Here is a 12686-nt window from a genome sequence, read left to right on the forward strand (position 1 = left end):
TGAGAGTAGGGAACTGCCAGGCATCAAATTAAGTAGTAAGCCGGTGCATTAATCCGGTGGTTACAAGCAGTCTTCGGTGGAGCGGTAGTTCAGTCGGTTAGAATACCTGCCTGTCACGCAGGGGGTCGCGGGTTCGAGTCCCGTCCGTTCCGCCACTTATTAAGACATCAAGCCTGCCTTTTAGGCAGGCTTGATGGTAAGAAACTTTAGGGGCGTAGCTCAGTTGGTAGAGCACCGGTCTCCAAAACCGGGTGTCGCGAGTTCGAGTCTCTCCGCCCCTGCCATATAGAATCCTTTGCTTCGGCAAAGGATTTTTTTTTGCCTGTAATACGACAAACACCTCTTCTAATAAGAAGCCTGCATCTCTGCAGGCTTTTTGCGTTAGTCCATGATATTGATTTTTAGAAGATCTTTAATCTGCGACTGCTTATCGCTGTTCTGCAGCCAAATAGCATATAACGGTCTGGAGAGCGTCGTGGAATCTGCGACGGTATGCAGACCCGGTCTGCTGTCTGCCCAGCGAGTAGGTAGCCAGGTGCAGCCCTTTAATAAAGGCAGCTGCTGGCAGGCAATCTCCGCAGAGCTTGTTGTTAACTGGGGAACATCATCGCTGGCAATCAACCCAGACTCATGTTGCTGAAAATCCGGGCCCCATTCCAGACGCAGATAACTCAGATCGGCTTTCATCATTGACGGCTCAGACGCATAAAGCGCAAGACCAAACTGCCCTACGATCTGGCTGCTAAATTCGTCCATCTTGGGGGCTTCGGTCGTGATCAGAAGATCCAGTTGGCGCTCATGGAGTTGCTTAACCAGCGACTGACGTTGCGCAATTCTGGCCTCAAATTGCAGATGCCCGTGTGAATGATACAACCGGCTCAACCATTGACTGAGCATGCATTCCCACAGGGATGCGCTGGCACCAATCGAGAATTCATTGTGTCTTGAGGTATGCGCAACCTCTTTACGCGCCGCTTGCCAGGTGTTCATCAATGTCTCCGCATACGGAAGCAGTTTTTCACCGGCAGGCGTGAGGCGGATATTGTTGCGATGGCGGGTAAAAAGATTCACACCCAGTTGATTTTCCAGCTGTCGAACACGAAAACTGACTGCTGACTGCGTCAGGTAAAGGGCTTCAGCGGCTCGCCCGAAGTGACGCGTTCTGCTCACTTCAAGGAAAGTTTTTAGCAATTCCGTATCCACATCTTTCTCCACAAAATTATTTGTCGTTATGATTTAAATGTTTTGTTTTACACTCTGTCAAGCGTAACTAATACTCCGCGCCATAAATAGCTCGGCCAAAGAATTAGGAGCGTGTAGGATGGCGGAAAGCTTTACGACGACTAATCGTTTTTTCGACAATAAACATTATCCGCGCGGGTTCTCTCGTCACGGCGATTTCACCATCAAAGAAGCTCAACTGCTTGAGCGCCATGGTTATGCCTTTAACGAGCTGGATCTGGGTAAGCGTGAACCTGCTACCGAAGACGAAAAACAGTTTGTTTCTGTGTGCCGTGGTGAGCGTGAGCCGCAGTCTGAAGCAGAACGTGTATGGATCAAGTATATGGCACGCATTAAGCGTCCAAAGCGCTTCCATACGCTGTCTGGCGGTAAGCCGCAGATGGAAGGTGCAGAAGACTACACCGAGTCTGACGACTAAGATGGTGAGAAGGGGCTACGGCCCCTTTTTTATGCCAGCAACTTCTGCAGATGCAGCAGCAAACGGTCAATAGCGCGATAGCTCAGCGCTTCCTGCAAATGTTTCCTTTCAATGTCAGTACAGCCCTCCACGTCAGCAATGGTTCTGGCCACTTTCAACAGACGCTGCCACGCACGTATGGACAGCCCAAACCGCGTCAACGTCTCTTCCAGCCACCCCGCATCCTCACCGTTAAGTGAACAAAACTGTCGGATCCCGGCATTATCCAGCCGCGCATTCAGTCTGTTCTGACGAGCATACTGTCGCGCCTGCGCCGCGATAACCCGCTCGCGAACATTCGCAGAGCATTCACTCTGTATACCCGTCTGCCTGAGTATGCCAGGCGGTGGAAGCGGGATTTCCAGTGATAAATCGAAACGATCGAGGAACGGGCCGGACAGCTTTCCCAGATAGCGCAGCGTCTGCTCTGGCGTGCAGCGGTTATGATTCCCCTGATAGTGTCCCGTGGGGCTGGGGTTCATCGCCGCGACGAGCTGAAACCTGGCGGGATAGCTTATTTTGGCACGCGTGCGTGAGATATGTATTTCGCCGGATTCAATGGGTTCCCTCAGTGCATCCAGCACGCGGCGCTCAAATTCAGGCAGCTCATCGAGAAACAGAATGCCATTGTGCGCCAGTGAGATCTCACCCGGCCCCGGAATAGACCCACCGCCGACCATTGCCGTCAGTGAAGCGCTATGATGCGGGGAACGAAAAGGACGTCGACGCCACTGTTTTTGCAGCGACGTAGAACCGATCAGGCTATATATCGCGGCGCTTTCCAGCGCTTCATGATTATTAAGCGGTGGGAGCAACCCACTCAACCTGCTCGCCAGCATGGTTTTACCCGTACCCGGTGGGCCAATCAGCAGAAGATTGTGTCCACCCGCTGCCGTGATCTCCAGCGCCCGTTTCCCTTGCTCCTGTCCCATAATCTCGCTGAGATCCTCTGGTACATCCGTTACCTCATCGTCACACTCCTCCGGTTCGGACAGCTCATGTCGCCCTTCCAGCCAGGCACACACTTCCTGAAGATGCCCCGCTATAAGGCATCCCTTTTCTGCAATAAGACTCACCTCTGATGCATTTTCATTGGCGACAATGATTTGCCGCCCTGCACGGATTGCCTCCAGCGCTCCGGATATTGCACCGGGAACGCCTCTTAACGCGCCTGTGAGCGCGAGTTCGCCCACGAACTCGTACGAGCCTAGCCTGGTTGTATTAAGCTGCTCAGAGGCCGCGAGAAGCGCAATCGCGATAGGTAAATCGTATCGTCCCCCCTCTTTAGGTAGATCGGCGGGGGCAAGGTTGATGGTGATCTTCTTCGCGGGGAAGGTATAACCGCTATTTATTATTGCGCTGCGAACGCGATCCCTCGCCTCTTTAACCGTCGTTTCCGGTAGCCCGACAAGCGTGAGTCCCGGTAGCCCATTACTCAAATGAACCTCTACGGAAATCAGCGGTGCCTTCACCCCGAGAGCCGCACGCGTATAAACAACTGACAGTGACATTTGCACTACCTCCTGGTGTGACTATGCCAGCGCATGTATTGTCTTTTTAGCGGCATTTTGTGAATTTACGGCACTTGTTCAGGTATTTTCACGCCGCATTCATACCATTGCATAATCATGGAAGCCTTCCCGCAGAACGTAAAAAACCGCATTTCGACGCTGTAGTCCGCCGTAAAAAAATGAAAAATATTCATTTTCTATTTTCCTCATATAAAACAACGATTTTAAGAAATATGATTTGCTGGCTAATCAAGTGAGCCATAAATAAATCTTGTGTTTGTTTTGAATTCTGTGATAACTCTTTAGGTATTCCTTCGAACAAGATGCAGAAAGAACTGAAAATGACAGCCCTTCTACGAGTGATTAGCCTGGTCGTGATTAGCGTGGTGGTGATTATTATCCCACCGTGCGGGGCTGCACTTGGACGAGGAAAGGCTTAGAAATCAAGCCTTAACGAACTAAGACCCCCGCACCGAAAGGTCCGGGGGTTTTTTTATGACTAAAAAACGTAAACGAGGAGCAGAGCATGACGACTAGCACAAAATTCTGTTTCTCCAGTTTTATGACGGGGAACTAACTATGAATGGGGCACAATGGGTTGTACATGCGTTGCGCGCGCAGGGAGTGGAAACCGTATTTGGTTATCCGGGTGGCGCAATTATGCCGATTTACGATGCACTGTATGACGGCGGCGTGGAACATCTGTTGTGCCGACACGAGCAGGGTGCAGCGATGGCGGCCATTGGTTACGCTCGTGCCACGGGCAAAACCGGTGTCTGCATGGCCACTTCAGGCCCAGGCGCAACTAACTTAATCACCGGTCTGGCTGATGCCCTGCTGGATTCCGTTCCCGTTGTCGCCATCACCGGCCAGGTGGCGTCTCCGTTCATCGGTACCGATGCTTTCCAGGAAGTCGACGTTCTTGGTTTATCGCTGGCCTGCACCAAACACAGCTTCCTCGTCCAGTCTCTGGAAGAGCTGCCGCGCGTAATGGCAGAAGCGTTCGAAGTGGCAAGCTCCGGTCGTCCAGGACCGGTTCTGGTCGATATCCCGAAAGATATCCAGGTGGCACCTGGCGATCTGGAACCCCATTTCTCTACCGTTGAAAGCGACAATGCGTTTCCGGAGGCGGAAGTTGAAGAGGCCCGTCAGATGCTGGCGCAGGCGAAACAGCCGATGTTGTACATCGGCGGCGGCGTCGGCATGGCGCAGGCCGTTCCAGCCCTGCGCGAATTTATCGCAACAACGCAGATGCCAGCGACCTGCACGTTGAAAGGTCTGGGTGCCGTAGACGCGAACTACCCATACTATCTGGGCATGCTGGGGATGCACGGCTCCAAAGCGGCAAACCTGGCGGTGCAGGAGTGCCATCTGCTCATCGCCGTAGGCGCCCGTTTTGACGACCGCGTCACCGGCAAGCTGAATACCTTTGCGCCGAACGCCAAAGTCATCCATATGGATATCGATCCGGCGGAGATGAACAAGCTGCGTCAGGCGCACGTCGCGCTGCAGGGCGATCTCAACGCGCTGTTACCGGCACTGCAGCAGCCGCTGGATATCGCCGCGTGGCGTCAGCACACCGCAGACATGCGCGCCGAGCACGCCTGGCGTTACGACCATCCCGGCGAGGCCATCTACGCGCCGCTGCTGTTGAAGCAGCTGTCCGACCGTAAACCGGCTGACAGCGTCGTCACAACCGACGTAGGCCAGCACCAGATGTGGTCCGCGCAGCACATGACCTACACCCGCCCGGAAAACTTCATCACCTCCAGCGGGTTAGGGACGATGGGCTTCGGTCTGCCAGCAGCCGTTGGCGCGCAGGTTGCCCGCCCGAACGATACCGTTATCTGTATCTCCGGTGACGGCTCCTTCATGATGAACGTTCAGGAGCTCGGCACCGTTAAGCGTAAGCAGTTGCCGCTGAAAATCGTCTTGCTCGACAACCAGCGTTTAGGGATGGTTCGCCAGTGGCAGCAGCTGTTCTTCCAGGAGCGTTACAGCGAAACGACTCTCACCGATAACCCCGATTTCCTCACCCTGGCCAGCGCCTTTGGCATCCCTGGCCCGCACATCACCCGTAAAGATCAGGTTGAAGCGGCGCTCGACACCATGCTGAACAGCGATGGGCCTTACCTGCTTCATGTCTCAATCGACGAACTCGAGAACGTCTGGCCGTTGGTACCGCCTGGTGCCAGTAACTCACAAATGATGGAGAAATTATCATGATGCAGCATCAGGTCGCCGTACAGGCTCGCTTCAACCCGGAAACCTTAGAGCGCGTTTTGCGCGTGGTGCGTCATCGTGGTTTTCAGATTTGCTCTATGAATATGGAAACGGCCACAGACGCCCAGAACATCAGTATCGAATTAACCGTTGCCAGCCCGCGGTCGGTCGACTTACTGTTTAGCCAATTATCAAAACTGGTAGACGTTGCCCATGTTGCCATCTGCCAGAGCACAACCACATCACAACAAATCCGCGCTTAAGCGTGACAGGACGAAAAAATGACGACAAAAAAAGCTGATTACATTTGGTTCAACGGTGAGATGGTTCGCTGGGAGGACGCGAAGGTCCACGTGATGTCCCACGCGCTGCACTACGGTACCTCCGTGTTTGAAGGCATCCGTTGCTACGGCTCTCACAAAGGACCAGTGGTGTTCCGCCACCGCGAACACATGCAGCGTCTGCATGACTCAGCCAAAATTTATCGTTTCCCGGTTTCTCAAAGCGTTGATGAGCTGATGGAAGCCTGTCGCGAGGTGATCCGTAAAAACAACCTGACCAGCGCCTATATTCGTCCGCTGGTCTTCGTGGGCGACGTCGGCATGGGCGTGAACCCGCCAGCCGGTTACAACACCGATGTGATCATTGCCGCGTTCCCATGGGGTGCCTACCTGGGTGCTGAAGCCCTGGAGCAGGGGATCGACGCAATGGTCTCTTCCTGGACCCGCGTGGCGCCAAACACCATCCCGACAGCCGCGAAAGCGGGCGGCAACTACCTTTCTTCTCTGCTGGTCGGTAGCGAAGCGCGCCGCCACGGCTATCAGGAAGGCATTGCCCTGGACGTGAACGGCTACATCTCTGAAGGCGCGGGTGAAAACCTGTTTGAAGTAAAAGACGGCATCCTGTTCACGCCGCCGTTCACCTCGTCCGCGCTGCCGGGCATCACCCGTGACGCCATCATCAAACTGGCGAAAGATCTGGGTATCGAAGTGCGCGAGCAGGTGCTGTCCCGCGAATCCCTGTATCTGGCCGATGAAGTGTTCATGTCCGGTACCGCGGCTGAAATCACGCCGGTGCGCAGCGTAGACGGTATCCAGGTGGGCGAAGGCCGCTGTGGCCCGGTCACCAAACGTATTCAGCAAGCGTTCTTTGGCCTCTTCACCGGCGAAACAGAAGATAAATACGGCTGGTTGGATCAGGTTAATCACTAAGTATAAATTTGGGACGGCACGCACCGCCCCATTAAATAGTCAGACGGGAGTAAAAAAAGCATGCCTAAGTATCGTTCAGCCACCACCACCCACGGCCGTAATATGGCGGGTGCCCGCGCATTGTGGCGCGCCACCGGAATGACCGACGCCGATTTCGGCAAGCCGATTATCGCCGTGGTGAACTCCTTCACCCAGTTCGTACCGGGCCACGTGCACCTGCGCGATCTCGGCAAGCTGGTTGCCGAGCAAATCGAAGCCTCCGGCGGCGTGGCGAAAGAGTTCAACACCATTGCGGTGGATGACGGTATCGCGATGGGGCACGGGGGCATGCTCTATTCACTGCCATCGCGCGAGCTGATCGCCGACTCGGTTGAGTACATGGTTAACGCTCACTGCGCCGATGCGATGGTCTGCATCTCCAACTGCGACAAAATCACCCCGGGGATGCTGATGGCCTCCCTGCGCCTGAATATTCCGGTGATCTTCGTCTCCGGCGGTCCAATGGAAGCGGGGAAAACCAAGCTCTCCGACAAAATCATCAAGCTCGACCTGGTCGATGCGATGATCCAGGGCGCGGACCCGAAAGTCTCTGACGAGCAGAGCGACCAGGTTGAGCGCTCCGCGTGTCCGACCTGCGGCTCCTGTTCCGGTATGTTCACGGCTAACTCCATGAACTGCCTGACCGAAGCGCTGGGTCTTTCTCAGCCGGGTAACGGCTCGCTGCTGGCGACCCACGCCGACCGCAAACAGCTGTTCCTTAACGCCGGTAAGCGCATCGTTGAATTGACTAAACGCTACTACGAGCAGGACGATGCCAGCGCGCTGCCGCGCAACATCGCCAGCAAAGCCGCGTTTGAGAACGCCATGACGCTGGATATCGCCATGGGCGGTTCCACCAACACCGTTCTGCACCTGCTGGCCGCCGCGCAGGAAGCCGAAATCGACTTCACCATGAGCGATATCGATAAGCTGTCCCGTAAAGTGCCGCAGCTGTGTAAAGTCGCGCCGAGTACCCAGAAATATCATATGGAAGACGTACACCGCGCGGGCGGCGTGCTGGGCATTCTGGGCGAGCTGGATCGTGCGGGCCTGATGAACCGTGAAGTGAAAAACGTGCTCGGCCTGACGCTGCCGGAGTCGCTGGACCAGTACGACGTGATGCTGACCAAAGACGACGCGGTGAAAAAAATGTTCCGCGCGGGCCCTGCCGGTATTCGCACCACCCAGGCGTTCTCCCAGGACTGTCGCTGGGACCCCCCGGACGATGACCGCGCCGAAGGCTGTATCCGCTCGCTGGAGCACGCCTACAGCAAAGACGGCGGCCTGGCCGTGCTGTACGGTAACTTTGCCGAAAACGGCTGCATCGTGAAAACCGCAGGCGTGGACGACAGCATCCTGAAATTTACCGGTCCGGCGAAAGTGTACGAAAGTCAGGATGAAGCAGTAGACGCTATCCTCGGCGGCAAAGTGGTGGCAGGCGACGTGGTCGTCATTCGCTACGAAGGGCCGAAAGGCGGTCCGGGCATGCAGGAGATGCTCTACCCAACCACCTTCCTGAAATCCATGGGGCTCGGTAAAGCCTGCGCGCTGATCACCGACGGGCGTTTCTCCGGCGGCACCTCCGGCCTCTCCATCGGCCACGTTTCCCCGGAAGCGGCAAGCGGCGGCAACATTGCGATCATCGAAGACGGCGATCTTATCGAAATCGACATTCCGAATCGCGGCATTCAGCTCAAGCTGAGCGATCAGGAAATTGCGGCCCGTCGTGAAGCGCAGGAAGCGCGCGGCGACAAAGCCTGGACGCCGAAAGACCGCCAGCGCGAAGTCTCCTTCGCCCTGCGCGCCTACGCGAGCCTTGCCACCAGTGCAGATAAAGGCGCGGTGCGCGATAAATCTAAACTTGGGGGCTAATGATGGCCGAGTCACAACCCTTATCCGCCGCCCCCGAGGGGGCGGAATATCTGAGAGCGGTGCTACGCGCGCCGGTCTATGAAGCCGTGCAGGTCACGCCCCTGCAGAAAATGGAAAAACTCTCTTCGCGCCTCGACAACGTCATTCTGGTGAAGCGCGAAGACCGTCAGCCGGTGCACAGCTTCAAGCTGCGCGGCGCCTACGCGATGATGGCCGGGCTGACCGACGAGCAGAAAGCGCGCGGCGTGATTACCGCCTCGGCGGGCAACCACGCCCAGGGCGTTGCGTTCTCGTCTGCCCGTCTGGGGCTGAAAGCGCTGATCGTGATGCCGGTCGCTACCGCAGACATCAAAGTCGATGCGGTCCGCGGTTTTGGCGGTGAAGTGCTGCTCCACGGGGCTAACTTCGACGAAGCAAAAGCCAAAGCGATTGAGCTGGCGCAGCAGCAGGGTTTCACCTGGGTGCCGCCGTTCGACCACCCGATGGTGATTGCCGGGCAGGGCACGCTGGCGCTTGAGCTGCTGCAGCAGGATGCCCATCTCGACCGCGTGTTTGTGCCGGTCGGCGGCGGTGGCCTGGCTGCGGGCGTCGCGGTGCTGATCAAACAGCTGATGCCGCAGATCAAAGTCATCGCCGTTGAAGCGGAAGACTCTGCCTGCCTTAAGGCGGCGCTGGATGCGGGTCATCCGGTAGACCTGCCGCGCGTCGGGCTGTTTGCCGAGGGCGTGGCGGTGAAGCGCATTGGGGATGAAACCTTCCGCCTGTGCCAGGAATATCTCGACGACATCATCACCGTCGATAGCGATGCCATCTGCGCGGCGATGAAAGATCTGTTCGAGGATGTGCGTGCGGTGGCGGAACCTTCCGGCGCGCTGGCGCTGGCGGGCATGAAAAAATACATCGCGCAGCACAATATTCGCGGAGAGCGGCTGGCGCACGTGCTGTCTGGTGCAAACGTGAACTTCCACGGCCTGCGCTACGTTTCCGAGCGCTGTGAGCTGGGCGAACAGCGTGAAGCGCTGCTGGCGGTGACCATTCCGGAAGAGAAGGGCAGCTTCCTGAAGTTCTGCCAGCTGCTGGGCGGCCGTTCGGTGACGGAGTTTAACTACCGTTTTGCCGATGCCAAAGACGCCTGCATTTTTGTCGGCGTGCGTCTGAGCCGCGGCGTAGAGGAGCGCAAAGAGATCCTCAACCTGCTGCATGAGGGAGGCTACAGCGTGGTCGATCTCTCTGACGACGAGATGGCAAAGCTGCACGTGCGCTACATGGTCGGCGGGCGTCCATCGAAGCCGCTCAAGGAACGCCTGTTTAGCTTTGAGTTCCCGGAATCGCCGGGCGCGCTGCTCAAGTTCCTGCATACTCTTGGAACACACTGGAACATCTCTTTGTTCCACTACCGCAGCCACGGCACCGACTACGGCCGCGTGCTGGCGGCGTTCGAACTGGGCGAGCACGAGCCGGATTTCGAAACGCGGCTGAACGAGCTGGGCTACGAGTGTCACGACGAAACCCATAACCCGGCGTTCCGCTTCTTCCTCGCGGGCTAAGGGTTTAGCTGCGTGTGGGCCGGGTAAGCGCAGCGCCACCCGGCTTTAGTGGTTCGGCAATATCTTCCAGAACGCATCAATAAGCGGCTCATGCAGCCGCTTTTTTTGTGCGCACACGCCAAGCTCAAACGGCGTTTTCTCGTCGCTGCGCTCTAAAATCATCACGCGATTGCGCACCGGCTCCGGGCTGTTGTCCAGCACCACTTCCGGCAGCAGCGCCACGCCGCAGCCCAGCGCCACCATCGACACCATCGCTTCATGGCCGCCGACCGTCGCGTATATCGACGGGTTGCTGATCTTCTGACGACGGAACCACAGCTCAATGCGGCGGCGAACCGGGCCCTGATCGGCCATGATAAACGGCACCGTGGACCAGTCCGGTTTTTCCACCGACACCTGATTACGCACCGGGCAGGGCAGCGCCGGGGCAATCAACACCACCGCCAGATTTTCCAGCATGGAGAACGCCACCGCGCCCGGCAGGGTTTCGGGTTTCCCGGCAATGGCGAGATCCGCTTCGCCCGTCACCACTTTTTCCATTGCGTCGGCGGCATCGCCGGTGGTGAGCTTAATTTCGACCGACGGATGCGCCGCGCGGAAGCGGTCGAGAATGGGCGGCAGATGGCTATAGGCGGCGGTCACGGAGCAGAAAATATGCAGCTCGCCGGAAAGCGACGGCCCTTGCTGGTCGATGGTGTGTCGCAGCTGCTGGTACTGCAATAAGGTCTGCTGGGCAAAGACGCGCAGTTCTTCACCGGCTTCCGTCAGCGTGACGGTGCGGTTATCGCGCACGAACAGCGGCTGGCCGAGGTCTTCCTCAAGGCGCTGGATCTGGCGCGAAAGCGTGGAGGGGCTGACGTGCATCGCCCGGGCGCTGCGGCCAAAGTGACGGCTTTCCGCCAGGTGCAGGAACATTTTCAGATCGCGTAAATCCACCGATTCCACTCCCTCTTTTTACATTGCAAAAACTGCAACGTGACGTTGTGAATATATCAATTTCCGCAATAAATTTCCTGTTGTAATGTGGGTACATTCTCGCTGAAACGCGAACCGAACAATAAGACACACAACATCACGAGGTATCACCCATGGCTAACTACTTTAATACACTGAACTTGCGCCAGCAGCTGGCGCAGCTGGGCAAATGCCGCTTTATGGCGCGCGACGAATTTGCCGATGGCGCGAGCTACCTTCAGGGTAAAAAAGTGGTCATCGTCGGCTGTGGCGCGCAGGGTCTGAACCAGGGCCTGAACATGCGTGACTCCGGGCTGGATATCTCTTACGCCCTGCGTAAAGAAGCGATTGCCGAAAAGCGTGCTTCCTGGCGTAAAGCGACCGAAAACGGTTTCAAAGTGGGTACCTACGAAGAGCTGATCCCGCAGGCGGATCTGGTGGTTAACCTGACGCCAGACAAGCAGCACTCAGACGTTGTGCGTTCCGTACAGCCGCTGATGAAAGATGGCGCGGCGCTGGGTTACTCCCACGGCTTCAACATCGTTGAAGTGGGCGAGCAGATCCGTAAAGACATCACCGTAGTGATGGTGGCACCGAAGTGCCCGGGTACCGAAGTCCGTGAAGAGTACAAACGTGGCTTCGGCGTGCCGACCCTGATCGCGGTTCACCCGGAAAACGATCCGAAAGGCGAAGGCATGGCGATTGCCAAGGCATGGGCAGCGGCGACTGGCGGCCACCGTGCGGGCGTTCTGGAATCGTCCTTCGTTGCTGAAGTGAAATCTGACCTGATGGGCGAGCAGACCATTCTGTGCGGCATGCTGCAGGCCGGTTCTCTGCTGTGCTTCGACAAGCTGGTGGAAGAAGGCACCGACCCGTCCTACGCGGAAAAACTGATTCAGTTCGGCTGGGAAACCATCACCGAAGCGCTGAAGCAGGGCGGCATTACGCTGATGATGGACCGTCTGTCCAACCCGGCAAAACTGCGTGCTTACGCGCTGTCTGAACAGCTGAAAACCATCATGGCACCGCTGTTCCAGAAACACATGGATGACATCATCTCCGGCGAATTCTCTTCCGGCATGATGGCGGACTGGGCGAACGACGATAAAAACCTGCTGACCTGGCGCGAAGAGACCGGTAAAACCGCGTTTGAAAACGCTGCACAGTTCGACGGCAAAATCAGCGAGCAGGAGTACTTCGATAAAGGCGTACTGATGATCGCGATGGTGAAAGCAGGCGTTGAGCTGGCGTTCGAAACCATGGTGGACTCCGGCATCATCGAAGAGTCTGCGTACTATGAATCACTGCACGAACTGCCGCTGATCGCGAACACCATCGCCCGTAAGCGCCTGTATGAAATGAACGTGGTTATCTCTGATACCGCAGAATACGGTAACTACCTGTTCTCTTACGCCTGTGTACCGCTGCTGAAAGAGTTTATGACCACTCTGCAGGCAGGCGATCTGGGCAAAGCGATTGCAGAAGGTGCGGTTGACAACGCGCAGCTGCGTGACGTAAACGACGCGATCCGCAGCCACGAAATCGAGAAAGTGGGCCAGAAACTGCGCGGCTACATGACCGATATGAAGCGTATCGCGGTAGCAGGCTAAATCGACGAATCGGGGGGGGG

At 56.7% G+C, this 12686-nt stretch carries 11 protein-coding genes and 2 tRNA genes; 10 read left to right on the forward strand and 3 right to left on the reverse strand.

The window, feature by feature from the left end:
- The first annotated feature begins 78 nt into the window (after positions 1 to 78).
- Both ENTMO_RS0122760 and ENTMO_RS0122765 read left to right on the forward strand, forming a co-directional pair.
- A tRNA-Asp gene (locus ENTMO_RS0122760) sits at positions 79 to 155 on the forward strand.
- Positions 156 to 208: 53 nt separating this feature from the next.
- Positions 209 to 284, forward strand: a tRNA-Trp gene (locus ENTMO_RS0122765).
- A 97-nt stretch (positions 285 to 381) separates the two neighbouring features.
- On the opposite strand, the gene hdfR is transcribed toward ENTMO_RS0122765, so the two are convergent.
- Complete coding sequence (hdfR, locus tag ENTMO_RS0122770; RefSeq protein WP_010436657.1) at positions 382 to 1203, reverse strand: HTH-type transcriptional regulator HdfR; 822 nt, start codon at positions 1201 to 1203, stop codon at positions 382 to 384.
- 118 nt (positions 1204 to 1321) lie between these two features.
- Here hdfR and ENTMO_RS0122775 point away from each other — a divergent pair, with 118 nt between their 5' ends.
- A complete protein-coding gene (locus ENTMO_RS0122775) occupies positions 1322 to 1660 on the forward strand; it encodes a MaoP family protein (protein WP_008501577.1) in 339 nt (112 codons plus the stop codon).
- 29 nt (positions 1661 to 1689) lie between these two features.
- Here the strand turns inward: ENTMO_RS0122775 and ENTMO_RS0122780 are convergent, their stop codons facing one another.
- Entirely contained in the window at positions 1690 to 3210 is a 1521-nt protein-coding gene (locus ENTMO_RS0122780; RefSeq protein ID WP_010436661.1) for a YifB family Mg chelatase-like AAA ATPase, read from the reverse strand.
- 341 nt (positions 3211 to 3551) lie between these two features.
- Here ENTMO_RS0122780 and ilvL point away from each other — a divergent pair, with 341 nt between their 5' ends.
- The 6 genes from ilvL (at position 3552) to ilvA (ending at position 10102) form a co-directional block, all read left to right on the forward strand.
- Positions 3552 to 3650 (forward strand): ilv operon leader peptide, encoded by a 99-nt coding sequence (gene ilvL / locus ENTMO_RS25585; protein WP_001311244.1) that lies wholly within the window; start codon positions 3552 to 3554, stop codon positions 3648 to 3650.
- Positions 3651 to 3789: 139 nt separating this feature from the next.
- Positions 3790 to 5436: an acetolactate synthase 2 catalytic subunit gene (gene ilvG, locus ENTMO_RS0122790; RefSeq protein WP_010436666.1), complete on the forward strand. Its 1647-nt coding sequence runs from the start codon at positions 3790 to 3792 to the stop codon at positions 5434 to 5436.
- Positions 5433 to 5696 carry an acetolactate synthase 2 small subunit gene (gene ilvM, locus ENTMO_RS0122795; RefSeq protein ID WP_006179206.1) on the forward strand — a complete coding sequence of 88 codons (264 nt, stop codon included), beginning with the start codon at positions 5433 to 5435 and terminating at the stop codon, positions 5694 to 5696. The genes ilvG and ilvM overlap by 4 nt, the downstream gene beginning before the upstream one ends.
- Positions 5697 to 5714: 18 nt before the next feature.
- Positions 5715 to 6644, forward strand: coding sequence for a branched-chain-amino-acid transaminase (ilvE, locus tag ENTMO_RS0122800; protein ID WP_010436669.1), 930 nt, complete (start codon positions 5715 to 5717; stop codon positions 6642 to 6644).
- A gap of 60 nt (positions 6645 to 6704) precedes the next feature.
- Positions 6705 to 8555: a dihydroxy-acid dehydratase gene (ilvD, locus tag ENTMO_RS0122805; RefSeq protein ID WP_010436671.1), complete on the forward strand. Its 1851-nt coding sequence runs from the start codon at positions 6705 to 6707 to the stop codon at positions 8553 to 8555.
- A gap of 2 nt (positions 8556 to 8557) precedes the next feature.
- Positions 8558 to 10102: a threonine ammonia-lyase, biosynthetic gene (gene ilvA, locus ENTMO_RS0122810; protein WP_010436672.1), complete on the forward strand. Its 1545-nt coding sequence runs from the start codon at positions 8558 to 8560 to the stop codon at positions 10100 to 10102.
- Positions 10103 to 10147: 45 nt separating this feature from the next.
- Here ilvA and ilvY read toward each other — a convergent pair whose 3' ends face one another.
- Positions 10148 to 11038 carry an HTH-type transcriptional activator IlvY gene (gene ilvY, locus ENTMO_RS0122815; protein ID WP_010436673.1) on the reverse strand — a complete coding sequence of 297 codons (891 nt, stop codon included), beginning with the start codon at positions 11036 to 11038 and terminating at the stop codon, positions 10148 to 10150.
- Positions 11039 to 11190: 152 nt separating this feature from the next.
- Between ilvY and ilvC the strand changes: the two genes are divergently transcribed.
- Entirely contained in the window at positions 11191 to 12666 is a 1476-nt protein-coding gene (gene ilvC / locus ENTMO_RS0122820) for a ketol-acid reductoisomerase (RefSeq protein WP_010436674.1), read from the forward strand.
- The last annotated feature ends 20 nt before the right edge of the window (positions 12667 to 12686 follow it).

It is taken from the genome of Enterobacter mori LMG 25706 (genome assembly GCF_000211415.1).
GTDB lineage: Bacteria > Pseudomonadota > Gammaproteobacteria > Enterobacterales > Enterobacteriaceae > Enterobacter > Enterobacter mori.

Coding starts and splice junctions, on each gene's coding strand:
- ilvD (WP_010436671.1), top strand. CDS start 6,705: ATGCCTAAGTATCGTTCAGCCACCACCACCCACGGCCGTAATATGGCG.
- ilvE (WP_010436669.1), top strand. CDS start 5,715: ATGACGACAAAAAAAGCTGATTACATTTGGTTCAACGGTGAGATGGTT.
- ilvC (WP_010436674.1), top strand. CDS start 11,191: ATGGCTAACTACTTTAATACACTGAACTTGCGCCAGCAGCTGGCGCAG.
- ENTMO_RS0122775 (WP_008501577.1), top strand. CDS start 1,322: ATGGCGGAAAGCTTTACGACGACTAATCGTTTTTTCGACAATAAACAT.
- ilvG (WP_010436666.1), top strand. CDS start 3,790: ATGAATGGGGCACAATGGGTTGTACATGCGTTGCGCGCGCAGGGAGTG.
- ilvL (WP_001311244.1), top strand. CDS start 3,552: ATGACAGCCCTTCTACGAGTGATTAGCCTGGTCGTGATTAGCGTGGTG.
- ilvA (WP_010436672.1), top strand. CDS start 8,558: ATGGCCGAGTCACAACCCTTATCCGCCGCCCCCGAGGGGGCGGAATAT.
- ilvM (WP_006179206.1), top strand. CDS start 5,433: ATGATGCAGCATCAGGTCGCCGTACAGGCTCGCTTCAACCCGGAAACC.
- ENTMO_RS0122780 (WP_010436661.1), bottom strand. CDS start 3,210: ATGTCACTGTCAGTTGTTTATACGCGTGCGGCTCTCGGGGTGAAGGCA.